The sequence below is a fragment of the Pontibacter chitinilyticus genome (genome assembly GCF_039748935.1).
Lineage (GTDB): Bacteria > Bacteroidota > Bacteroidia > Cytophagales > Hymenobacteraceae > Pontibacter > Pontibacter chitinilyticus.
The window spans coordinates 1-23,941 of the sequence record NZ_JBDIZJ010000007.1 but is presented as its reverse complement, the minus strand read 5'-3'; the positions used below and the strand labels follow the sequence as shown (position 1 = coordinate 23,941).

15 protein-coding genes are annotated in these 23,941 nt (G+C 52.1%); 11 read left to right on the top strand and 4 right to left on the bottom strand.

The annotated features are described in order from the left end of the window. Positions 1-348 precede the first annotated feature (348 nt). Together ABDW72_RS12030 and ABDW72_RS12025 are read right to left on the bottom strand one after the other, a co-directional pair. Positions 349-1,113: a LytR/AlgR family response regulator transcription factor gene (locus ABDW72_RS12030; protein ID WP_347158812.1), complete on the bottom strand. Its 765-nt coding sequence runs from the start codon at positions 1,111-1,113 to the stop codon at positions 349-351. Further along, positions 1,110-2,174, bottom strand: coding sequence for a sensor histidine kinase (locus tag ABDW72_RS12025; protein ID WP_347158811.1), 1,065 nt, complete (start codon positions 2,172-2,174; stop codon positions 1,110-1,112). Before ABDW72_RS12025 ends, ABDW72_RS12030 begins: the two co-directional genes overlap by 4 nt. A 382-nt stretch (positions 2,175-2,556) precedes the next feature. On the opposite strand from ABDW72_RS12025, the gene ABDW72_RS12020 reads away from it, so the two are divergent. Together ABDW72_RS12020 and ABDW72_RS12015 are read left to right on the top strand one after the other, a co-directional pair. Further along, a complete protein-coding gene (locus ABDW72_RS12020; RefSeq protein WP_347158810.1) occupies positions 2,557-4,992 on the top strand; it encodes an outer membrane beta-barrel family protein in 2,436 nt (811 codons plus the stop codon). A 324-nt stretch (positions 4,993-5,316) separates the two neighbouring features. Beyond that, positions 5,317-5,586 carry a hypothetical protein gene (locus tag ABDW72_RS12015; RefSeq protein WP_347158809.1) on the top strand — a complete coding sequence of 90 codons (270 nt, stop codon included), beginning with the start codon at positions 5,317-5,319 and terminating at the stop codon, positions 5,584-5,586. 688 nt (positions 5,587-6,274) lie between these two features. On the opposite strand, the gene ABDW72_RS12010 is transcribed toward ABDW72_RS12015, so the two are convergent. Further along, the gene (locus ABDW72_RS12010; protein ID WP_347158808.1) at positions 6,275-7,288 is read right to left on the bottom strand and encodes a zinc dependent phospholipase C family protein; all 1,014 of its coding nucleotides are present in this window, start codon (positions 7,286-7,288) and stop codon (positions 6,275-6,277) included. A gap of 245 nt (positions 7,289-7,533) precedes the next feature. Between ABDW72_RS12010 and ABDW72_RS12005 the strand changes: the two genes are divergently transcribed. From ABDW72_RS12005 to ABDW72_RS11975, 7 genes are all read left to right on the top strand, one after another. After that, positions 7,534-8,133: a TetR/AcrR family transcriptional regulator gene (locus tag ABDW72_RS12005; protein WP_347158807.1), complete on the top strand. Its 600-nt coding sequence runs from the start codon at positions 7,534-7,536 to the stop codon at positions 8,131-8,133. An 11-nt stretch (positions 8,134-8,144) separates the two neighbouring features. Continuing rightward, positions 8,145-9,431, top strand: a complete 1,287-nt coding sequence (locus tag ABDW72_RS12000) for a TolC family protein (RefSeq protein ID WP_347158806.1) — start codon at positions 8,145-8,147, stop codon at positions 9,429-9,431. An 18-nt stretch (positions 9,432-9,449) separates the two neighbouring features. After that, a complete protein-coding gene (locus ABDW72_RS11995) occupies positions 9,450-10,412 on the top strand; it encodes an HlyD family secretion protein (protein ID WP_347158805.1) in 963 nt (320 codons plus the stop codon). After that, positions 10,409-11,335, top strand: coding sequence for an ABC transporter ATP-binding protein (locus tag ABDW72_RS11990; RefSeq protein ID WP_347158804.1), 927 nt, complete (start codon positions 10,409-10,411; stop codon positions 11,333-11,335). The genes ABDW72_RS11995 and ABDW72_RS11990 overlap by 4 nt, the downstream gene beginning before the upstream one ends. After that, positions 11,335-12,072, top strand: a complete 738-nt coding sequence (locus ABDW72_RS11985; protein WP_347158803.1) for an ABC transporter ATP-binding protein — start codon at positions 11,335-11,337, stop codon at positions 12,070-12,072. Before ABDW72_RS11990 ends, ABDW72_RS11985 begins: the two co-directional genes overlap by 1 nt. A gap of 419 nt (positions 12,073-12,491) precedes the next feature. Next, a complete protein-coding gene (locus tag ABDW72_RS11980; RefSeq protein ID WP_347158802.1) occupies positions 12,492-13,598 on the top strand; it encodes an ABC transporter permease in 1,107 nt (368 codons plus the stop codon). Continuing rightward, the gene (locus ABDW72_RS11975) at positions 13,595-14,713 is read left to right on the top strand and encodes an ABC transporter permease (RefSeq protein ID WP_347158801.1); all 1,119 of its coding nucleotides are present in this window, start codon (positions 13,595-13,597) and stop codon (positions 14,711-14,713) included. The genes ABDW72_RS11980 and ABDW72_RS11975 overlap by 4 nt, the downstream gene beginning before the upstream one ends. Positions 14,714-14,793: 80 nt before the next feature. Here ABDW72_RS11975 and ABDW72_RS11970 read toward each other — a convergent pair whose 3' ends face one another. Further along, positions 14,794-15,009 (bottom strand): Sec-independent protein translocase subunit TatA/TatB, encoded by a 216-nt coding sequence (locus tag ABDW72_RS11970; RefSeq protein ID WP_347158800.1) that lies wholly within the window; start codon positions 15,007-15,009, stop codon positions 14,794-14,796. 647 nt (positions 15,010-15,656) lie between these two features. On the opposite strand from ABDW72_RS11970, the gene ABDW72_RS11965 reads away from it, so the two are divergent. Together ABDW72_RS11965 and ABDW72_RS11960 are read left to right on the top strand one after the other, a co-directional pair. Next, entirely contained in the window at positions 15,657-21,485 is a 5,829-nt protein-coding gene (locus tag ABDW72_RS11965; RefSeq protein WP_347158799.1) for a malectin domain-containing carbohydrate-binding protein, read from the top strand. 687 nt (positions 21,486-22,172) lie between these two features. After that, positions 22,173-23,941: Kelch repeat-containing protein (locus tag ABDW72_RS11960; RefSeq protein WP_347158798.1), on the top strand; the 1,769-nt coding region annotated here is incomplete at its 3' end.

Genomic DNA, 23,941 nt, shown 5'->3' with positions numbered 1-23,941 from the left:
CCACTAAGGCCGTCCCGGAAGGGCTAATATGGCACTAAAAGTCTGCCACAAATAAAAATGCTAGACCAGGGACCGCTTTTTGAATTTGCAAAGGTGATTTAAAAATTTGACTTGAAATGCGCCTTCACCAGAAAGTATACTGTTAAATTCCAGATTGTTCAAAAAGTGATACAAAAAACTTGGCAGAGTGAAAAAGCTAGTAGTTTATACGTAAGAAAATCCTTTTGTGCGGTGAAAATACGTAGATAAGGCAGCAGGTACTTTTCTGGCCATTCGCTTAGCGGGGTGCAGGCGATGAGGATAAAACAAAGGAGAAGAAGTTAACTTTTGCCAGCTGCGCCACGCTGCTTACATGTCCAGCCACTGCTTAAAAGCGGCAGCCCGGCTGCTGCTCACAATCATATCTTCTACTACAGGCGGGTTGAGCACCAGGGAGAGCCGTCCTTTAAAGTAGGGGCGCACTTCCTGCACCGCCTCAATGTGCACCATTAGCTGGCGGTTGGCCCGAAAGTAAGCACCAGGGTCCAGCTGCCCCTCCAGTTGGTCGAGCGTCTGGCTAATGATGTAGCGCTTTTTCTCGAAGGTGACCAAAAATACCACGCCCTCTTCGGCCAGAAAGTAAGCCACCTCCTTCACCGGAATGGCTTTGATAGATTGGCCATTTTTGACCAGGAAGCGAGTACGGTGCTCAGGCTGATGTGTAGGGTTTGCCTGTACTAATTGCTGCAGGTTGCCCATTCCTTGCGCCAGGTGCAGGCTTCGGAGCTCCTCATATTTCTTGATCGCCTTGGCTACCTCCTCGGGCTTAATGGGTTTGAGCAGGTAGTCGATGCTGTGCACTTTAAAGGCTTCGATGGCATACTGGTTAAAGGCGGTGGTGAAAATCACCGGGCACTTCACATCCACCTGCCGGAAAATCTCGAAACTGTTGCCATCAGAAAGGTGAATGTCGCAGAAGATCAGGTCGGGCACCGGATGCAACAGCAGCCAGTGCGCAGCCTCCTCCACCGAACGCAATATGGCCAGCAGTTCCGATTCCGGGCGCAGCCGTTTTATCAGGACGGCCAGCGCTTCAGCGGCCAGTTGCTCATCTTCTATTATGATAATCTTCATACTTCTTCTACTTGTAGCAAGGGCAGGCGTACGATGAACTCCGAATCCGTTTGTTCGACTTCTACCTGCTGATCAGTCAAATACTTATACCTGTTGCTGATGTTCTGCAAGCCTACTTTGGTGGAGCTTACCTCGTCCAGCCGCGGCTGCAGGTTGTTTGTCACCACTAGTTTTTGATCAACTACACGGATACTAATTATGAGCGGCTTTTGGCTGGTGGAGCCGTTGTGCTTGATGGCATTCTCAAGCAGCATCTGCACCGAAGTAGGCGGCAGCTGGTAGTGCAGCATCTTGGGCTTTACGTCCACCTGGAAGTGCACGCTGTCGCCAAAGCGTGTTTTTAGGAGGCTGCTGTAGGTGTTTGCCAGTTCCAGTTCTTTTTGCAGGGGCACCAGCTCTTTGCCGCCACTATCAAGCAGGGCGCGGTATACGTCGGCTAGTTGCCCCAGGAACTGCGCCGCGCGGTCCTGGTCTACATAAATGAGCGAGCTGAGGATATTAAGACTGTTAAACAAAAAGTGTGGATTTACCTGGTTCTTCAGCGCCTCCAGCTGTGCTTTAAAGTTTTCTTTTTGCAACTGCTCGGCCCGCAGAAACTCAGTTTGCAGCTGTTTGCGTTCGCGCTGCCGCTCCACAAAATAATAAAAGAACAGCGAGATAATGGTGCTAACCGTGCATCCGAGCCGCACCCGGAGCGGAAGGATATTTACCCCCGGAATAACAATGTAGGTGGGCAGGTAAATGATAAATAAACAAAGGAAAAGGCTCACGACAATCACAATGGCAGCCTCCAAGAAGGTTTTGCCATACGGAGGCAGCTTCGGAAATGGATTGGTGCTGAAGTAGCGGGAGATCTTTTCGTGCAGCCAGAAAGTAAGTAGCAAAAACAAAAACATCAGCATCAGCTCCCGCAAAATGCTGGAGTTCATCACCCAGATCGTGCCCAAGTTGATGAATACAAAGATATAGTAGAAGAAGACAGCTGTGACAGCTGCCAGTGCTATTCTTCTAAACATCCGGCTGGATTTGGGCTGCGCTTTCATATCATAGGTCGCGATCATGCGGCGGATTGCATTTATACTTGCCCTGCAATATAGCAAATTGTCTGCAGCAGGTTTTACAGGATTTTGTTGCGACTTTGATTTATCGACCTCCTTAGTTAAGCCACTGCTGGTGCGAGTTTGCAGCTCGTACCTTTTTAGTTCTGTTGAAAAAGGCTAGGTGCGAGCTGCAAGCTCGCACCTGCGGAAGCAGTCTGCTTTTATACTCAAGACATCATAAAATCAAGGTTCCTCCATCTATTTCAAGTATCTGATATCCCGCTTCATTCCATTCAAATCCCGCTTCATCAGAACTTCATTTCATTCCCTATTACAATGCTGCATCTTTGATTCAATCAAACAGGAATTCAATCAAAATAATCACACTATAAAGTATAAAACCATGAAAATGTATCGTTTACTTCTACTTGTACTGCTGATTAGCCTGGGTGCTTCAGCAAACGCACAAACCACCGCCGACATGCTGACCGGCAGCGTGAAAGATGCACAGGACCAGCCGCTTGGCTTTGTGAACGTGGCCGTGCTGGATGCTTCGTCTGCTGCCGTCGTGACCGGCACCATTGCCGACATGGACGGGCACTTCCTGATCAAGTCGCCAGCCAAGGGCACTTACCTGCTCAAGCTTACTTTTTTAGGCTACGCGCCGTTGCAGACTACTCCATTCGAGGTGAGCGGGGAGAACTTTGGTAAGGACTTTGGCGCGCTGATTATGAACGAAGACGCGCAGCAGTTGCAGGAGGTAACGGTGCAGGCCATGCGCCCTATGGTGGTGACGGAGGCCGGCAAAACAGTGGTGAGTGTGGAAGGTACCGCCCTGGCTGGCGGCAGCACCGCCTTTGAGGTATTGACCAAATCGCCGGGCGTGTGGTTAGACCAAGAGGGAAACATCAAACTTAACGGCAAAGGCGGCGTGCAGGTGATGCTGGATGGCAAAAGCGCTTACCTGTCTGGCAAAGAACTGCAAAATCTGCTGCAGAGTATGCCCGCCGAGAACATCAAAAATCTGGAGATCATCTCAAACCCCTCTGCCAAGTATGATGCCGAAGGCTCCTCCGGTATTATCAACATCAACCTGAAGAAAAACGAGCTATCCGGCATGAACGGTAGCGTGCACGGCGGTTACCAGTACAGCAAACTGCAGGGCTATACGGCTGGTGCCGAACTTAACTACAAGCAAGGCAACTGGAACACCTTTGGTAGCCTTGATATGGCCGAGCGCACGCACTACCGCACCAACCTCATGCAGCGCCAGTTTGCCGAAAGCAGTAGCGGCAACCTGGTGCAGGATATCTACGAAGAGGGTACACGTTTTGTGCCGACCCTCCGCCTGGGCACCGACTATGAACTGAACATCCGCCACAGCATCGGCGCAACTGCTACCCTATCTGACTACCAAACAAATGATATGATCAGCTCCGAGACTTACCTGCGCAGTAACCAACGTGCGAACGACCTGTTTGTGCAAGCCAGCAACACATCCGAAGCGAAGTATAAAAACGGCACATTTAATATACATTACCTAGGCAAGCTCGATACAGTGGGCACCACCCTGTCTGCCGACTTGGACTATGTGCGCCTGAGCAGCCAGGACAACGCCCGTTTCATCAACCACTACGACAGTCTGCAAAATGACGCACCGGTATACATGGACCGCCTGACCACGCAAAACCCGACGGGCTACGACATTTACGCCGCCAAAACGGATTTTGCCAGAGCAATCGGCAGGGCAGGCAAACTGGAACTGGGCGCTAAAGCCAGCCGGGTGGTATCCGACAACGAAGTAGGGTTTTATGTGCAGGCCAACGAGCAGCAGCAACTGGACCAGAGCCGTAGCAACCACTTTATCTACAAAGAGAACATCTATGCTGCTTATGCCAACTACGCCACTAAACTTGGCAAGCAATGGAGCTTGCAGGCAGGCTTACGCGCCGAACAAACCGTATCGGAAGGCCATTCTGTAACGCTGGACCAGACCACAGAACGGAGCTACCTGAACCTGTTCCCCAGTCTGTTTGTGCAGCAAAAAGTTAGTGATAAGTACCAGATCAGCTACAGCTTTAGCCGCCGCATTAACCGCCCCCGCTATGAAGCACTGAACCCCTTCGTCTTCTACCTCGACCCCTATACTGCCGCTATTGGCAACACGCAGCTTAAGCCACAGTTCACCAATGCTTTGGAAGTAACGCAGGTGCTCCACGAAACCTATAACCTGACTCTAGGCTATGCAGTAACAAAGGACTTTATTTTTGAAGTGCCGGTGCAGGACGAAACTAAAAAGATGACCCTGTTTCAGCAGCAGAACGTAGACGATGCCAAAAGCCTTTACGCCACGCTGGTAGCTCCCCTTAACGTAATGCCGAAGTGGCAGATGAACAATACCGCTACTGTTTCTTACCAGCAGTATACCGAAGCAATGAATGGTAACACGCTGGAGAACGACCAGGTAACGTTCATGGCACAATCGAACCAGCAGGTGCAATTGCCTAAAGCCATCCGGATGGAGCTGAATGCTGCCTACCAGGGACCGGTGGTGTATGGTCTGTACCGCATCAAATCCAGCTGGGGCATGGATGCCGGCCTGAAGCGCTCTTTTATGGAAGACAAGCTGGATGTGAGCCTGAGCGTAACTGACATTTTCCGCACCCGCCGCATGCGAGGCGACACCGAATTTAACGGCACCTACATTACCTCCCGCCAGTATACCGGTGCCCAGAGCTTTAAAGTAAACCTGCGCTACCGCTTTAATAAAGGCACACAGTTCGAAGCAAAGAAGCGCGACGTGAGCCTGGACGAGCTGAACAGAGCCGGCGGAAAATAAGTCTATTTATAGTTAAACATGAGATAGCAGGCTATTCGGATCATCCGGATAGCCTGCTATCCGGTTTAGACTTGCCTAGGAGGAATAGTTGAAGCTAAAAACTAGCCTCAAGCTGTTGGTGTAAGACGCTTGCTAAATGGGTTCTGGCCAAACTCTAAACAGGCAATACTAGAGCAGAGTGAAGTAATGCAATTAATACTTTATCGGAGGTGTATAATTACCAAGCAGAGCCCCGTTTAAACATTCTACTGCCGGAAGCCGTATTGGGAATAGACAATTTTAAAGATTTTCATGATGACACAAAATATACTACTGCCGATAAAAATGAGAAATATGGTCGCTGCTGCGGCAATTATACTTTTACCGCTGCTGGGTAGCTGTTCTGTTTTATCAGGCAATTCATACTCCGATGATCCGGCAGTTGCGGCGCAGCAGCAGCGTGTAGATCAGTTGGAAGCCGAGCTTAAGCAGGAAGAGCAATATGTAGAGCAGGCAAAAGAGCGACAAAAAGCCGCAGAAGACCGCCTTAAAGCAGCCAAGCATGAGCTGGAAGCATTAAAATCAGAGGCCAAGCAACGGGCTAACTATAAATAATATCTATGTTTGAGAGGCGGCTGAGCTGTGCAATAAATCACTTATATCTCTGCTGCTTAGTTTACAGCAGGTAAGCTTTATGTTTTCTGCTGCAAACTAAGCAACTTATACTTCACATACGAAACACCAGTATTCCCTTTTCATCGAGCTATACCCACTGTAAGCTCAAAGCTAGTCTATATTTCTGTCGGCCTAGCGGCTGCAGGTCCTGATACTTTCTTTCGCCTGCCTTTGTACAATTGATTCCACTTTGAGCTTTACCATAGCCGGCAGGCATACTTCAACTCCTGCCGCTTTAGCTGCACAAGTGGGGAAGCTTTTTTGGCGGCTGGGCCTCGTAGATAAGCAAAAAAAGGTGAAGCTGGTTGGGCGAGACGGCTATACTTTGTTAAACTGATGTAAAAGCAGGCCGCCTACAAACCCTTATTTACTCCCTCTGTAGCCCCAAATCAATACGCTTCTGACCTGTATACTATTGTACTATCCGGGTCAAACGAAACCAATTTATCCCAAATACTAACGCACCGAAAGCCTTTGCCAACACTGCGCTTGCCTGAATTGCTTCTGGCTCACAAGCAACTCATAGCTTTATACTTGCGCCGGATACCTGCTAACTACAGAACTTGCCGCTGCCACATGGCTTCTCTTGTTGTGCCGGTAGAAGTTCTTGTGCATACTTTGCAGAAGCTTAAAACTCAGCCTCAGATTTTACGCCCGTTACTTTTCCTTCCTTCTCCCATAGCTTGAGATCTTTTTTCAGGTTTTCCTTATTACGCTTAGTCAGGCTTTCCGGGTCCAGCTCTGTAAGATCGGGTTTACCCGCATTTACCCAAGCTGTGTACCAGTAATTGGCTGTTTCAACTACGGCCAAGCGCATTTGCCGCTCCACCATTCCCTTCAGGCGCTGGTGGTACGCTGTGGCATAGGCAGTGGAATGAACAGGCTGGCCGAACTTATTCTTTGCAACAGCGCCAACGGAGTCTATAGCATATAGTTGCCCCTCCGGATAGGAGTTCTTGAGCTGTAATTCTGCTCGTAGCAGCGAGTCTGCCAGGCCATGACTATGCGCGACGATGTCCCAGGTATGGCCAGGAATGTCGTCAATATAATTTGCGTTGCGGGTGTGCAGGTTATAGGTATCACCAAACAACTCCGGCAACTGCGATTCCCAGAAAGCATGAATCCCGCGCTGGTTGGTCGCTTGCCCGTCGTGGTTGATAGAAGTATGGAGCGGCATATGAGCATCGGCAATATAATGGCCCAGGTCTGCGGCGATGAAAAGAATCTCCGCCTTTCGCTTTGCCTTAAAGGCCTGTGTCAGCTTTGCTGTCATTGCTTCGATATACCAAGGCAGTATGCCATTCTTCTGCAGGGTAGTGCTGTCATACTGCTCCATAAGCTCTGGCATCGTTTTAGGCAGATCCCGTAGCGGATGTTCCCCGTAGGCCTCCAGGTCAATGAAATGACGAGCGAATTCGGGCTTATCGTTGATCGTGTATTTGCGCAAATCCGGCACCACAGCCTCCTCCGTTACAAAATCCAGATGGTTGTAGAAGAAAGTGCGCATGGGAGCGGGTAGCACAAAAACAGCTGCCCGGTTGATGTGCTGGTGACCCCAGGCACCCCAGGCAAATAAACCGGAAACGGCGCTCAGAACGAGCAGAGCAGTAAGAACAATTGTTTTAGAACGGAAATTTTTCATAACCAAAGGTATTAAGCACCGGAATATCACTTGCGCTGCACAAGTATAGCGGGGAATGATCCGGCAGGTAAAGGTACTTACTGCGGAGGCTTTTACAAAATTTATACCAGGCGTCCTCACCTTCCTGCGCCCTTGCTTATAGATACGGCAAAGAGCATTGTAAATAGTTATAATTTCTCTTGACATCCTGAATATAAGTTTGAATCTTTACGTTAACCATACGGTTAGACAGTATGGTTGATGTTATGGAACGAAGCACGGAAGAACGTATTTTAGAAGCCGCTAAAAAGGTATTCCTTACGAAAGGGATGGCAGGTGCGCGCATGCAGGACATTGCCGATGAGGCTGGTATAAACAAAGCCATGCTCCACTACTATTTCCGGAGCAAAGAAAAGCTGTTCGAGGAGATCTTTCGGCAGGTATCAGGACAACTGATGCCGCGCATTAACCAACTGCTGGAGGCGGACCTGCCGCTATTTGAGAAGATCTATTTTTTTTGCGAGGAGTACATCGAGCGGATGCTGCAAAATCCTTTTATCCCCCTGTTTCTGGTAAATGAGGCTAACGTGCAGCAAGGGGAGTTTCTGGAGAAACATTGGGGCAACCAACGGCCTAATCTAAGGATGTTTGCAGACCAGGTGGAGCGCGAGGCAGCCCAGGGGCTCATCAAACCTGTACACCCGATGCAGCTTTTCCTGAACATGGTATCGATGTGCATCTTTCCCTTTCTCTCCAAGCCGATCCTGCAGTACGTCTCGGGGATGGAGGAGGACGCTTTCCGGCAACTCATGGCGGCGCGCAAGCGGGAGATACCGCAGTTTATCATCAATTCTATCCGAAATTAGTTTTTCAGCCTATGTTAACTAATTGGTTAAACAAAAAGGTAAGGCTGCTTTTGCTGGTGCTGCTGAGCACACGACTGGCGCAGGCGCAGCAGCCGGAAACACTGACACTGGCGCAGGCGCAGGAGCTGGCGCAGCAAAACTACCCCGTCACGCGGCAGCGCAACCTGGTGCAGCTGACGGAAAAGTATACGCTGGAGAACCTGAACAAAGGCTACCTGCCGCAACTGTCGCTGAATGGGCAGGCCACCTACCAGTCCGGGGTAACCAACCTGGATATTCCGATTCCGGGTGTGGAGGGGCCGCAGCTGAGCAAAGACCAGTATAAAGTGACGGCCGACGTGAGCCAAGTGTTGTACGACGGTGGCGTGATCTGCCAGCAGAAGAAAGTGCAGCAGCTGCGCACAGCCGTGGAAACTCAGCAGGTGGAGGTGGAGCTGCACCAGTTGCGGGAGCGCATCAACCAGCTGTACCTGGGCGTGCTGCTGCTGGATGAGCAGTTGAAGCAGGTGCAGTTGGTGGCGCAGGACCTGCAGACAGGCATCCGAAAAGTGGAGGCGCAGGTGAACAACGGCGTCAGCTTTCGCTCCAATTTATACTTGCTGCAGGCCGAGCTGCTGAAAAACAACCAGCGCCTCACTGAACTGCAGGCCTCGCGCCACGCCGCGCTGCAGACGCTGGGCCTGTTCCTGAACCAGGATATAGGTGATGCCGTGGTGCTGGCCGTGCCGGAAGTACAGGAGACGCCTGCGCCCACCGAAATACAGCGGCCCGAGCTGAAGCTCTATTCCAACCAGCAAACCTTGTTGGAGCAACAAAAGAAGCTGCTGCTGGCGCGCAACCTGCCCAAGACCAGCCTTTTTGGGCAAACAGGCTACGGCAGGCCAGGGCTCAACTTCCTGAAAAACGACTTCGACTGGTGGTACCTGGGCGGGGTGCGGCTCAACTGGTCGCTGGGCAGCTTTTATACTTTTCATAACGACAAGCGGCTGCTGGACGTGAGTGAGCAGATGACGGAGGTGCAGCGGCAGACCTTCCTGCTCAACACCAACGCCCAGCTCACGCAGCAGCAGGCGGAGATCACGAAGCTGCAGCAACTGATTGCCTCAGACAAAGAGATTGTTGTCCTGCGCGAGAAGGTAAAAACCGCCGCCAACGCCCAGCTCGAAAACGGCGTCATCACCCCCAACGACTTTGTGCGGGAAGTATACGCCGAAGACCAGGCGCGGCAGGCGCTCCTCCTGCACCAGCTGCAGCTCCTGCAGGCGCAGCTTACCTATCAAACCACCCTCGGCTACTAACCAGAAACATCCGCAACCATGAAAAATCAATCCTTATACCTTACGCTCCTGCTCGGTTTTATACTTAGCGCCTGCGGCAGCAACGAGCCTGACTTCGATGCCACCGGCACCTTTGAGGCCGACGAAGTAATTGTGTCCTCGGAGCTGGCTGGCCGCATCGACTCTTTTGCCGTGGAGGAGGGCCAGCAGCTGCCCGCCGGCAAAGTGGTGGGCGTGATTGATGCCCAGACGCTGGCGCTGCAGAAGGAGCAGGTGGAGGCCAGCATCAACGCGCTGGAGGAGAAGACGCTGGACGTGCAGCCGCAGATCCGGCTGCTGCAGGACCAGCTACAGGTGCAAAAAGCGCAGCTGGCCAGCCTGCAGCGCGAGAAACAGCGCACGCAGAACCTGATTGCCGCCGATGCCGCCACCACCAAACAGCTCGACGACCTCAACACGCAGATTGACGTGCTGCAGGGGCAGATGCAGGTGACGCAGCAGCAGATACAGGTGCAGCGCACGGCCACCTCCACCCAAAACCGGGGTGTGCTGAGCGAACGCCAGCCGCTGCAAAAGCAGGTGGCGCAGCTGGAGAATCAACTCGGCAAGGCCAGCATCACCAACCCTATTTCTGGCACCGTACTCACGAAGTATGCCGAGGAGGGCGAGGTGACGGCGGCAGGCAAGGCACTCTATAAAATTGCCGACCTCTCCACCGTCACTCTCCGCGCCTACATCACCGGCGACCAGCTGCCGCAGGTAAAACTGGGCGAGCAGGTAACGGTGCTCGTGGACCAGGGCGAGGGCTACAAAAAGCTGCCGGGCACCATCACCTGGGTATCCGACAAGGCCGAGTTCACGCCCAAAACCATTCAGACGAAAGACGAGCGCGCCAACCTGGTGTACGCCATGAAGGTGAAGGTGCAAAACGACGGCTACCTGAAAATTGGCATGTATGGCGAGGTGGTGTTTCCGGAAGATAACCAGCAGGAGGAGCGATGAAAGCGGCGGTGGCAGTGCGAGATGTGGTGAAAACTTACGGTACCAAAAAGGAGCCAGTGGAGGCGCTGAAGGGTATCTCGTTTGAGGTAGCACCGGGCGAGCTGTTCGGTCTGATTGGTCCGGACGGTGCGGGCAAGACCACGCTCTTTCGCATCCTGACGACCGTGCTGCTAGCCGACAGCGGCGATGCAGAAGTGGATAGCTTCGACGTGGTGCGGGATTTTAAGCAGATACGACAGCGGGTGGGCTATATGCCGGGCCGCTTCTCGCTGTACCAGGACCTGACGGTGGCCGAGAACCTGCAGTTCTTCGCCACGATTTTCAACACAAGTATAGAAGAGAACTATGAGCTGGTGCGGGATATTTACGTGCAGATAGAGCCGTTCAAAGACCGGCGGGCGGGCAAGCTTTCGGGCGGGATGAAGCAGAAGCTGGCGCTCTGCTGCGCCCTCATTCACCGACCCACCGTGCTTTTTCTGGACGAGCCCACCACGGGCGTGGACGCTGTTTCACGCAAAGAGTTCTGGGAGATGCTGCAAAAGCTCAAAAGCCAGGGCATCACCATTCTCGTCTCCACGCCCTACATGGACGAGGCCAGCCTATGCGACCGCGTGGCGCTGATGCAGCAGGGGCGGCTGATGCAGATCGACACGCCGGAGGGCGTTATCAGCAGCTTCGGCAAGCCGCTGCTGGCGGTGAAGGGACCGCAGATGTCCCACCTGCTGCAGGACCTGCAAACCTATCCGGGCCTGCTCGACAGCTACCCCTTTGGCGAGTACCACCATGCCGTGCTGAAGCCGGAGACAACGGAGCAGGACCTGAAAGTATACTTGCAGCAAAAGGGGCACGCCCAGCTGGAGGTGCAGCCCATCCAACCGAACATTGAAGACTGCTTTATGGACCTGATGAAAACCGCCTCCTGATGCTAAAAGCCATCACCGCTACCGGCCTCACCAAGCGCTTCGGCGATTTCACTGCCGTGGACGCCATCTCGTTTACCGTGGAGAAAGGGGAGATCTTCGGCTTCCTGGGGGCCAACGGCGCGGGCAAGACCACGGCCATGCGCATGCTCTGCGGCCTCTCCCTCCCCACCTCTGGCGCGGCCACGGTGGCAGGGTTTGATGTGTACAAACAGACGGAGCAGATCAAACAAAACATCGGCTACATGAGCCAGAAGTTTTCGCTCTACGAGGACCTGACCGTGCGGGAGAACATCCGCTTTTACGCGGGCATCTACGGCAAGAGCAGCGCCTTTATCAAAGAAAAAACGCAGCGGCTGCTGCAGCAACTGCACCTGGAGGCGGAGGGCGATAAGCTGGTGAAGTCGCTGCCGCTGGGCTGGAAGCAGAAGCTGGCCTTCTCGGTAGCCATTTTCCACGAGCCGGAGATAGTGTTCCTCGACGAGCCGACCGGGGGCGTGGACCCCGTGACGCGGCGCGAGTTCTGGCAGATGATTTACCAGGCCGCCGAAACCGGCATCACCGTGTTCGTGACGACGCATTACATGGACGAAGCCGAGTACTGCCACCGCGTCTCCATTATGGTAGACGGCCGCATCGACGCGCTGGACACGCCCCAAAACCTGAAGCAGCAATTCGCCGCCCGAAGTATGGACGAGGTCTTCTTGAAGCTGGCGCGGAAGGCAACGCGGGGGGAGTAGAGGTGTGAGAAAGTATTGTAAGTATGAAAAGTGTAAAGAGTATAACTGGCGCGGGTCTCCGACCCGTGACTAAGTATAAAAGCACGTCTCCAGACGCGCGCGTGCCGATTGGGGAAGTATAAACAGTGGCTGGAAGTATAGCCAAAGCTTTTGCTGTGTAGCCTTTGCGCCTTGCAGGCGCGTGAAATCAGAGACTTCACTTTCATCAAAAGTCACGGGTCAGAGACCCGCGCCAGGATGTAGGGTTGATGTGAGCAATGGAAAGGGCAGGATGAAGTATGGAAAACCAAACTCCCCTCCTTAGATTAGCCAAAACGAGAGTTTTGAGCTAACGAGCGTAGCTCTGAGGGGGTAGGGGTGGTTGGACCCGGGAAAGCGCTGGCAACTACCGCAAAGTATAAACATTAAAGAACTAACCGATGAAACAGTTCTTGTCATTTGTCCGGAAGGAGTTTTACCACATCTTCCGCGATCCGCGCACCATGTTCATCCTGCTGGGCATGCCGATTGTGCAAATCATCATCTTCGGCTTTGCCCTGACGAACGAGGTAAAGAACTCCCGCATCGCTGTGCTCGACCAGTCGAAGGACGCGGCCACGGCCTCACTGATTTCGGAGCTGGAGGCGAGCCGCTACTTTGAGTTGGAGAAGAACCTGCATTCGTACCGCGAGGTGGAGGAGGAATTCCGGAAAGGGAACATCAAACTGGCCGTGGTGCTGCCGCCGAATTTTGCCGAGGATTTGCAGCACCTTAACCAGGCGCAGGTGCAGCTCATCGCCGACGCCTCCGACCCCAACGTGGCCAACACCCTCACCAACTACGCCAGCGCCATCCTCCTCGATTACCAGGACCGCATCACCAACAACCGCAAACTGCCCTATACTATCCATACCGAGTTCCGGATGCTCTACAACCCGCAGTTGAAGGGCGCCTACAGCTTTGTGCCGGGCGTGATGGCGATGGTGCTGATGCTGGTGTGCACGATGATGACTGCCATCACCATTGTGCGCGAAAAGGAAATGGGCACCATGGAGGTGCTGCTGGTGTCGCCGGTGCAGCCGCTGAAGATTGTGGTGGCCAAGGCCGTGCCCTACCTGTTGCTATCCATGGTGAACATTGCCAGCATCCTGCTGCTGAGCGTGTTCGTGCTGGGCGTGCCGATAAACGGGAGCCTGCCGCTGCTGGTGCTGGAGAGCATCCTGTTCACCCTCACCTCGCTGGCGCTGGGCCTGCTCATCTCCTCCGCCACCGACTCGCAGCAAACGGCTATGTTCATCTCCCTTACCGGCCTTTTTCTGCCCACCGTCATGCTCAGCGGCTTCATGTTCCCGGTCGAGAACATGCCGCGCATCCTGCAGCTCATCTCCAACCTGGTGCCCGCCAAGTGGTTTTACATCATCGTAAAGTCGGTAATGATCAAAGGCGTGGGGCTGGCGGCGGTGTGGCGGGAGACGCTGATTCTGACGGGCATGCTGGTGCTGCTGCTGTTTTTAGCGATCAAGAAATTTAAAATCAGACTGGGATGAAGACGCTTCGGTTTTTGCTGCAAAAGGAGTTCCGGCAGATTTTCCGCGACCCGGCCATTCTGCGCATCATTTTCGTGATGCCGATGATGCAGCTGCTCGTGCTGCCCTGGGCCGCCGACTACGAGATGAAGAACATCCTGCTGAGCGTGGTCGACCACGACCACTCCACTTACTCGCGGCAGCTGGTGCACAAGATCACTTCCTCCGGCTATTTCCAGCTGGACGAGTACACGGCCTCGTACCCTGAGGCGATGCGGGAGGTGGAGCGGGACCGCTCGGACCTGATTCTGGAGATACCGGCTGATTTCGAGAAGACGCTGGTGCGGGAGGATGAGGCGACGCTATACATGGCGCTCAACGCCATCAACGGCGTAAAGGCAAACCTCGGCGGCGCCTATCTCCGCACCATCATCCAGGACTATAACCGCGAGGTGCGCATGAAGTGGATACAGCTGCCGCGCTTCAGCCCCGAACCGACGATCGAGATTACGGCGCAAAACTGGTACAACCCGCTGCTCAACTACAAGTACTTTATGGTGCCGGGCATCCTGGTTATACTGGTCACCATGGTGGGCTCGTTCCTGGCCACGCTCAACATCGTGAAGGAGAAGGAAATCGGCACCATCGAGCAGATCAACGTTACGCCCATCAAAAAGTACCATTTTATACTTGGCAAGCTGATACCGTTCTGGGTGCTGGGGCTCATCGTGCTCACCGTCGGCTTTTTCCTCTCCTGGGCTATCTACGGCATCGTGCCGCTGGGCAGTTTTGTAACCGTGTATGTGTTTGCGGCCGTGTACCTGCTGGCGGTGCTGGGGCTGGGGCTGCTCATCTCCACCTACGCCTACACACAGCAGCAGGCCATGCTCATTTCCTTTTTTATGATGATGGTGTTTATACTTTTGAGCGGCCTCTACACCTCCATCGACAGTATGCCGGAGTGGGCCAAGTGGATTACGCGCCTCAACCCGGTGGCTTATTTTATCGATGTGATCCGGCTGGTGGTGCTCAAAGGGGCGGGCCTGGCCGACATCAAACGGCAGTTGCTGATAATCCTCGGCTTTGCGGTGGTGCTGAACGGCTGGGCGGTGCTGAGCTACCGGAAGCGGGCCTGAAACGGGCGCTAGACCTTAAAAGCAAAAAGCCACTCCCTTGGGAGTGGCTTTTTTGTTGGCATTGCCAGAACAAGTGCTATCTACTTTACAGTTTTGTCGTCGTCTTTGGCTGCAGTCGAAATTTCGTGCGTCACCTCTTTGGCGGCATTTTTAAACTCGTTGATACCTTTGCCCAAACCTCTTGCCAGCTCCGGTATACGCTTAGCGCCGAAAAGTAGCAGGATGACAACTAAGATCAGGAGGATTTCTGAGCCTCCAAGGTCTCCGATAAAAGCTAGAATGTTGGTGAATACCATGGCTTTAAAATTTAAATGAACCGCTACAAAGGTAGAGGGAAATAAAATTAAATACTGCAAGTTTTGCTGAATTAATTCGGGGCTTCTAATACGGGAGCAAAGCACCGCAACTACTCATATCCCTAAAACTAAAAACAGACAAAAAGTTCAGTAAAGACATAGCTTAGTACATTTTTTATCACTTGCCTGTTAAAGCAAAAGCTCCACAGGTATTAAGCACTATTTTACCATGAATAAGGGTCGTGCTATTACTTTAAAAATAAGAATAAGCGTAGTAGGGAAAATTAAGGTATTGTATTTTATAGATATTTGTTTAACACCTGCTTGTAATTGAAGTAGGATTACTAGAGAATCAAATAGTAAAGTGGCAGCCAAGCAGCACCCGGTTTGCCTGCATCTGCTTGTTAAGGAATATGGTTCTACTTTCTGGTAGCATTAGAAGTAGAAAGCATGAACGATATGGCAGTTGACAGTATGTTTGCCTAAGTTGACTACTATGGCTACTCAGGTTGTAGTTTTTTGAAGCGTCATTAGAAGCATTTGCCTTCTTGTTTAGAAGGGAGGTTTCTCTTCGGGCCTTAGTAGGAAGTATGTTTTCTCTGGTGACGGATGCACCAGGTATAGTATTTAACTTAAAGTATATACGTATGATTGTAACATTTACGAAGAATAGTGTTGGTCAAAAAATTTGTTTATTATTGCTTATACTTTGCTTTTACAGAGCCCCGGAAGCACAGGCGCAAAGTATAAATTTTTCATCAAGCAACCTTAAAGGGGTTTCGCTTACTAACCCGACTTCGCTGCAGTTTGGCCCGGACAATCGTTTGTATGTTGCCCAGCAAAACGGCATCCTCAAAGCTTATAAAATCCAACGGAATGGTGCCAATGATTACACCGTTACCGCAACAGAAACGATCAACCTGATCAACCAGATACCCAACCACAACGATAATGGCGCGCTGAACACCAGCGTGACGACGCGCCAGGTAACAGGGCTGCTGGTAACAGGCACCAGCAGCAATCCGGTGCTTTACGTTACTTCCAGCGACAGCCGTATGGGGGGGCCTTCCGGCGATCTGAACCTCGACACGAATTCGGGCATCATCTCTAAACTCACCTGGACCGGGAGCGCCTGGGACAAAGTAGACCTGGTTCGTGGCCTGCCCCGCTCCGAAGAGAATCATGCTCCGAACGGCATGCAACTGGATGAGCAGAAGAATATCTTGTATGTGGCTGTAGGTGGCTTTACGAATGCCGGATCTCCCTCCATCAACTTCGCATACATATGTGAGTATGCGCTTTCGGCAGCGATCCTTTCTGTTGATCTGAATGCGATCGATGCGATGTCGACCAAAGGCAGTGGCAGCACCAAGTATAAGTATGATTTGCCTACCCTTGATGACCCGACCCGCACCAATACTTCTGGCGGCACTGACCAAAATGATCCGTTTGGTGGGAATAACGGGCTGAATCAGGCCAAACTGGTAGCCGGTGGCCCTGTGCAGGTGTATTCAGCCGGCTACCGCAACCCCTATGATCTTATCATCACGAAAACGCCCGGCAAAGCCCGTCGCATGTACACGGTAGATAACGGCGCTAACCAGGGCTGGGGCGGCTACCCTGATCACGAGGGGACTGATGGCACGGTAACCAACAAGTATGTTTCCGGGGAGCCCGGTTCCTCCGGCCCTGGCGTGAACGACCCGCAAGTGAACAACCTGGATAATTTTCATTACGTCGGCAACATCGATAATTACACGCCGGGCAGCATGTATGCGGGCCATCCCGATCCGATCCGCGCCAATCCTTCCGGGGCAGGTCTATATACCCGCTCCGGCTCTACCGGCGTGTGGCGCAGCAGCAAATCCGGCTCCAATCCGTTGCCTGCCGACTGGCCGCCGGTGCCTTTAAGTATGGCTAAGAAAGAAGAGGGTGATTTCCAGAATCCAGGCGAAACCGATAACGCCCTGCTCACCTTTACCTACTCCACGAACGGCATCACAGAGTATACGGCTTCTAACTTTGGCAATGCCCTGAAAGGAAACCTGCTGGTGGCCAGCTATAACGGCGACATACACCGCATCAGGCTAAACGATGCCGGCGATGGCGTGCTGAACAGCAAGGGCAGCAGCAAGCTGAATAAGGATGCTCCCTTTGCATCAAACTTTGGTTCGGAGCCACTGGACATCGTAGCTCAGGGGGATGATGAGGTATTTCCCGGCTCAGTATGGGCTGCCACGTATGGCGCAAACGGTATCGCCATTTTCGAACCAAACGACTATGCTTCCTGCAGCGGTCAGTACAGTACCTCGCTGGATGATGATGGAGACGGCTACTCCAATGCCGATGAGATAGACAACCATACGAACCCCTGTTCGGCCTCCAGCAAACCAGCCGACAACGATAAAGACCAGCTCTCGGACCTGAAGGATACGGACGATGACAACGATGGCCTTCCAGATACTTCCGATTATTTTGTTTTAGATGCGCAGAACGGTTTGGATACCCGAATGCCCATCCGGTACGACCTGTACAACAACAATCCCGGTACAGGGTTCTTCGGGCTGGGTTTCACAGGGCTGATGAGCAACAATACGAACTATAGCAACCTGTACGACGAAAATAACCTAATCGCAGGCGGAACAGCGGGAGCTTTGTCTGTTGTGAATGTTACAGCAGGAGATGCTTACGAGGGGAGTAACAGCCAGCAAAGTGCTTTCCAGTTTGGGGTGAATGTATCATCCGGGTCCGGGCCTTTTACAGTGGAGGGTCGTATGACGGGGACTTTCTTCAACGGCAACACGCCCGTTGATTACCAGTCGCAGGGAATTTACATAGGTACCGGTGATCAGGACAATTACCTGAAAATTGTGCTGAACGCCAATGGCGGGGCAGGGGGTATTCTCGTCATGTATGAAGAAGACGGCGTGGCCACCAGCAAGCAGTATGCGCTCTCCGGTGGCATTCCATCTTCCACGCTTGATTTGTTCCTGGCTATTAACCCGGCCACGGGTACAGTGCAGCCCAAGTATGCCACTAATGGCGGCAGCGTTGTAAACGTCGGAACGCCCATCCAGCTGAAAGGCAACGTGCTGGCAGCCGTGCAAGGAACACCAGCTTTAGCTGTGGGTATTCTTTCCACATCAGACGGAGCCACTCCGTTCACAGCTAACTGGGATTATGTGTATGTGACGCCTGACCAGATAACCGCTACGGGTGACTGGCAAACGATTACCCCATCGAGCGGTACACCTGTTGGACGGGAGGAAAATGCTTATGTGCAGGTAGGCAGCAAATTTTACCTGATCGGAGGCCGCGGCATCAAACCCGTGCAGGTATATGACCCCGCTACCAAAGTATGGGCAAACAAAGCGAATACTCCTATGGAGCTGCACCACTTCCAGGCGGTAGCCGTGGATGGACTCATTTATGTGATCGGCGCTTTTACAGGATCTTACCCTTCTGAAACACCTGTGCCAAACGTCTACATCTATAATCCTCTAACAGACAAATGGTATAAAGGGCCGGTTATACCTTCTGCTCGGCGCAGGGGCTCAGCCGGGGCGGTGCTTCGGGATGGAAAAATATACCTGGCGGGTGGTATTGTCAACGGGCATCGGTCTGGCTTTGTAAACTGGTTTGATGTGTATGATCCGCGAGACAACACCTGGCAGACCCTCCCGAACGCACCGCGAACCCGCGACCACTTCCAGGCCGGCATCATCGGCAACAAACTTTACCTGGCTGGTGGCAGGCGCACCTCCTACGATACAGGCCAAACTTTTAGCTTAACGGTGCCGGAAGTGGATGTGTATGACTTCACCAGTGGCAGCTGGGCTACCTTGCCGAGTTCTAGTAACATCCCTACGCAACGAGCTGGTGCCGCAACAGTAGTGCTGGGCGAAGAACTGCTGGTAATTGGCGGCGAGAGCACGCAACCGGCCGGCCACCGCGAAACAGAGGCTTTAAATGTGCAGACCAAAGCATGGCGGAAACTGGCGCTGCTTAACCAAGGCCGGCACGGTACACAAGCCATTGAAAGCAACAGCGGGATCTACATCGTTTCAGGGGCAGGTAACCAGGGCGGTAGCCCGCTGCTTAGCTCACAGGAATCGTTCTTTTTATTCGGACCAACCAACCCTTTTGCTCCATTAGTATCGCAAAGTCAGCTTACGGCACCTACAAGTATAAACTTCGGGGAGGTGGCGGCTAATACCAGCAGCAGCAAAACTATTACCTTAGCTAATACCTCCGGTACACAGGCCATTGTCATTTCATCCCTGAGTACATCCGGTGCGGGTACATTTGCTTACAAGGCACCGCATGATCTTCCGTTTGTTATTCCTGCCGGGCAGAGCGTGTCCATGAGCCTTACCTTCAGCCCCACCAGCACGGCAGAGCAGACCGCTACGCTGGCTATCAGCCATTCCGGGCAGGGAGGCAGTACCACCGTTTCATTGAGTGGCAACGCAGGAGGTACTACCACCAATCCGGCTGCTTACCAGCTCAATTCCGGCGGGCCAGCAGTGACAGCCGATGGCAAGAACTGGGCAGCTGATGCTTACTTTAACGGAGGCAAGTCATACTCTAACCTGAACATCACGGATATCAAAAATACGACCTCAGATGCGTTATACAAAACAGAGCGAAGCTCGGCTACGCCCTTTGGCTACGCTTTTCCTGTAAATAATGGCACCTATACAGTAAATCTGCACTTTGCCGAAATATACTGGGGAGCTACAGGCGGAGGCCCTGGCGGGGTCGGGAAGCGGATCTTCAGCGTGAACCTGGAAGGAGGAGCCGTAGAACTGCAGGACTACGACATTTATGCAGAGGTAGGGGCAATGACAGCTGTTACCAAAACTTTTGATGTAACGGTTACAGATGGTGTGCTGAACATTGATTTCTCAGTGAAAGTAGACCAGCCAAAGGTTTCTGCGATTGAGATCATACCTGTAACGGGTAGTCCCGCAGGGCAGCAGGTAGTTAGTATGACATTGATCGATGCAGATAACAACCAGGATTTGCAGACGCTAACCAGCGGCAGCACCCTGAATCTGGCAACTTTGCCAACCAAGAATCTCAACATCCGGGCAAATACAGACCCAGCCACAGTAGGCAGCGTCACTTTCCAACTCTCCGGCACGCAAACGAAAACCGTAACCGAAAGTGCTAAACCCTATGCTTTGTTCGGAGATGACACACATGGCGATTACTATGCCTGGGCCCCTGCTGTGGGAAGCTATACTTTAAAAGCGACGCCTTATACTGCTTCTAAAGGCACAGGCACAGCGGGTACAACGCTGTCGGTGAGCTTTACGGTCGTTAACCAGTCAGCAGCCGATTCTGAACTGCAGGTGAGCAGTCTGACGGTAGTTAATGCCGACAATAATCAGGATCTGCAGATGCTGACGAATGGGGCTGCGCTAAACCTGGCGAGTTTACCGACCAAGAACATCAACATCCGCGCAAACACCAATCCTTCGACCGTGGGCAGTGTGGTTTTCCAGTTATCTGGAACGCAGAGCAAGAGCGTAACAGAAAGTATAATTCCTTATGCTTTATTGGGGGATGACACGCACGGCGACTACTACGCCTGGACACCTGCGGTTGGAAATTACACGCTCAAAGCAACACCGTACTCTGCTTCTAAAGGTACCGGTACGGCGGGTACAGCATTGTCCCTCAACTTTAGTGTGGTCAATCAGGCCGGGGCAGCAGCGCTGGTATCGAATGTAGCAGGCAGCAGTGGCAACAGCTATGGGTTAACGGATCTGGCAGTGGGCCGGAAGCTATATACCGACCGTACGTACCAGGTTACCTCCGTACCAAGTGTGCTGCAGGGTGCTTGGCTCATTCAGCCGCCGAATGCCGATAAATGGAGCACCAGTACTGCCGTGCTGAGCTTTACCTTAAGCCAACCGGCCATCGTGTATGTGGCCTATGACCCACGCGCTACCGCGCTGCCGAGCTGGCTTTCCGGCTGGACGAAGCTGGCAGACAGAGTAGGCGTAGATGACTCGAAGATCAGCTCCATGGTGCTTTACAGCAAGAGCTTTCCGGCAGGCAAAGTAACGTTGGGCGGCAACATGGCCAGCCCCGCTGCCGGAGCAGAGACCAATTACCTGACCATGGCCGTGGCAGCAGGGCAGGCGCTGGTAGCCACACAACCGTTGAGCGCCACCGCTACCCAGCAGCACCTGCGCCAGCAACCTGATTTGCAGGTATTCCCGAACCCGGTGAACCAAGGCGAGAGGATTCGGATGGAAGCAACAGGATTTGCAGCCGAGGAAGACATCGTGCTAACTATATATGATGTGCTGGGGCATTCTGTGCACACGAGAACTGCCCGCACCAATCAGGAAGGGGGCCTTCAAACGGAGATAGCCTTTATGAACAAGTTAGCCACAGGTATATACTTAATCCAAGCAGAAGCAGCTTCCGGTAAAGCACAGGCAAAGATGTTAATCAGGTAATTCTTGGGCAACCTGCTAAATAAAAAGGGAGAAGCTCAGCTTCTCCCTTTTTATTTAGCGCTACTGTAGCTCTTTATTCCTGAATTAAATTCAAGAATAAAGGTAATCTGCTGACGTTCAGATAACATAAGATGTTGCCGGAGTAGATAAATTACCTTGGTGAGACTGCTGCAAGTATAAAAAGGCGTTCTGTCAAGTTCTTTGGGCTTTCATAACGTTAGCAATAACGATGTCTAGGATACTAGAGTTGGTTGGATTTCTGTGGTTATGAAACAGCTTTGGTGTATTCACCATTAAAAAATAACCTTATACCCTATGTTAAAGTAGATTCAGTAACTAAAGACAACTTTTGGACGCAAATTCTAATATTTAGAGCGCAGTTGGAGACTTTCCTCGTAATTAAAAGACATAATAATATAATTTATGCAGCAAAAAATTAAAGGCTGCTTATATACCAGTTCTAAATAAATAATATCAACACTAAATAATATGAGAGAAAATTTACAAGAAAGTTCGCTTTTAGGAAGAAGTATGCAGCGAAGGGCAGGAGAGCGAATCATTACCTGTTCAGGCCTTCCGAAATGGTTCTACCTGTTTATTCTTTTAGCTATAACCACTATGCCGGGGTATGGAGCAGGCAACACCAGAAAAGAAGCCGCATCAGCCTTGCTTACAGCTAAACCGAGTATGAAAACTAGGCAGGTGCCGGTAAGTGGCAGCCCTGTATTTAGCAAAACTACGTATGCCTTCAACTTATCCGATGCGGCTGCTTTGGGTACGAACGTAGGGCAGGTGATTGCCACAGCACCTGTAGGAAACACACTAAAGTATACGATTACGGCAGGAAATACGAACAGCACGTTTGCCATTAACAGTAATACCGGTTCTATTACCACGGCTAAGTTCCTGAACTACCACATGCAAAGCCGCTTTAGCCTGACGGTAGAAGCGACAGATGCGGCAGGCTTATCAGCAAATACGACGGCCGAGATCACGGTTACAGCAGCACCTAACATTGCTACAGCAAACAATGCCCTTGTTGCCTCTGCGACAGCCTCTGATTTTACTTCTATTACATGGAGTACAGTAGCCAGCCAGCCCATCGGCACGCATGAAGTGCATGGCGAAGTAGTAAATGGCAAGCTCTACATCTTTGGTGGCTATGATGTGCTGAAACAGCCAAACTGGACGCCAACCAAACGCGCTTATGTTTATGATCCGGCAACAAACAGGTGGAGCTCTATTGCCGACCTGCCGCACAAACCAAATGGCTCAAACTTCGGTGGCATCACCCATGAGGGGCTTGCCACAGATGGTACAGATATTTACTTTGCCGGAGGCTATACTTCAAACTCCAGCGGTACCGGCCAGGTATTTGGTACCAAGCAAGTATGGCGCTACAATGTGGCCAGTAATACCTATACCGCGCTGCCCGACCTTCCTAAGGAATTAGCTGCTGGCCAGATGCAGTATGTGCAGGGGAAACTACACTATGCTGGCGGCGCAAATTTATCGCGTGCAGATATAGCCGATCATTATGTGCTGGACTTGGATAATGTTTCTGCTGGCTGGAAAGCTGCAGCTCCTCTTTCAAACCCGCGCAACCATCCCGGTTCTGCTGTGTATGGTGGTAAGTTATACTATATAGGGGGGGCGCATCACCAGGATAACGCAACTGTGACACAGAAAACCGTGGAAGTTTATGACCCTGCAACCGACACCTGGACCAGAGTGGCTGATATGCCTGTGGCGCGCGATCATATCTCTTCTTCGGTAATTGTTATAGGAGATCGCATCCTGGTGTTAGGGGGAGAAACATCCCACAACGTAAAGTCTAACCTCGTTACTGCGTATTCACCGGCTACCAACACCTGGAAAAACCTGACTCCACTGCCGTCTACCACCTCTGCAGGTGTTGCGGGTGCTATAAATGGTTTGATCTATTATACCGGCGGTAACTTCTCTAAAACTGCTCGCAAAGGAACACCTGTTGGAGTTGACAATACTACTAGCCAGCAGGTAGCTAGTCTGACATTGATCAATGCAGATAACAACCAGGATTTGCAGACGCTAACCAGCGGCAGCACCCTGAATCTGGCAACTTTGCCAACCAGGAACCTCAACATCCGGGCAAATACAGACCCAGCCACAGTAGGCAGCGTCACTTTCCAACTCTCCGGCACGCAAACGAAAACCGTAACTGAAAGTGCTAAACCCTATGCTTTGTTCGGAGATGACACACATGGCGATTACTATGCCTGGACCCCTGCTGAGGGAAGCTATACTTTAAAAGCGACGCCTTATACTGCCTCTAAAGGCACAGGCACAGCGGGCACAACGTTGTCGGTGAGCTTTACGGTCGTTAGCCAAAGCACCAGCACTGCGCTGGTATCGAACGTATCGGCCAGCAGCGGCAAGAGCTATAGTTTGGCAAGTATGGCCGCAGGAACGAAGAT

Bases quoted from the DNA above. Each gene is read 5' to 3' on its own strand.
- ABDW72_RS11970 (WP_347158800.1), bottom strand. From the start codon at position 15,009: ATGGTATTCACCAACATTCTAGCTTTTATCGGAGACCTTGGAGGCTCA.
- ABDW72_RS12025 (WP_347158811.1), bottom strand. From the start codon at position 2,174: ATGATCGCGACCTATGATATGAAAGCGCAGCCCAAATCCAGCCGGATG.
- ABDW72_RS11965 (WP_347158799.1), top strand. From the start codon at position 15,657: ATGATTGTAACATTTACGAAGAATAGTGTTGGTCAAAAAATTTGTTTA.
- ABDW72_RS12015 (WP_347158809.1), top strand. From the start codon at position 5,317: ATGAGAAATATGGTCGCTGCTGCGGCAATTATACTTTTACCGCTGCTG.
- ABDW72_RS11995 (WP_347158805.1), top strand. From the start codon at position 9,450: ATGAAAAATCAATCCTTATACCTTACGCTCCTGCTCGGTTTTATACTT.
- ABDW72_RS12020 (WP_347158810.1), top strand. From the start codon at position 2,557: ATGAAAATGTATCGTTTACTTCTACTTGTACTGCTGATTAGCCTGGGT.
- ABDW72_RS11980 (WP_347158802.1), top strand. From the start codon at position 12,492: ATGAAACAGTTCTTGTCATTTGTCCGGAAGGAGTTTTACCACATCTTC.
- ABDW72_RS11985 (WP_347158803.1), top strand. From the start codon at position 11,335: ATGCTAAAAGCCATCACCGCTACCGGCCTCACCAAGCGCTTCGGCGAT.
- ABDW72_RS12010 (WP_347158808.1), bottom strand. From the start codon at position 7,288: ATGAAAAATTTCCGTTCTAAAACAATTGTTCTTACTGCTCTGCTCGTT.
- ABDW72_RS12030 (WP_347158812.1), bottom strand. From the start codon at position 1,113: ATGAAGATTATCATAATAGAAGATGAGCAACTGGCCGCTGAAGCGCTG.
- ABDW72_RS12000 (WP_347158806.1), top strand. From the start codon at position 8,145: ATGTTAACTAATTGGTTAAACAAAAAGGTAAGGCTGCTTTTGCTGGTG.
- ABDW72_RS11975 (WP_347158801.1), top strand. From the start codon at position 13,595: ATGAAGACGCTTCGGTTTTTGCTGCAAAAGGAGTTCCGGCAGATTTTC.
- ABDW72_RS11990 (WP_347158804.1), top strand. From the start codon at position 10,409: ATGAAAGCGGCGGTGGCAGTGCGAGATGTGGTGAAAACTTACGGTACC.
- ABDW72_RS12005 (WP_347158807.1), top strand. From the start codon at position 7,534: ATGGAACGAAGCACGGAAGAACGTATTTTAGAAGCCGCTAAAAAGGTA.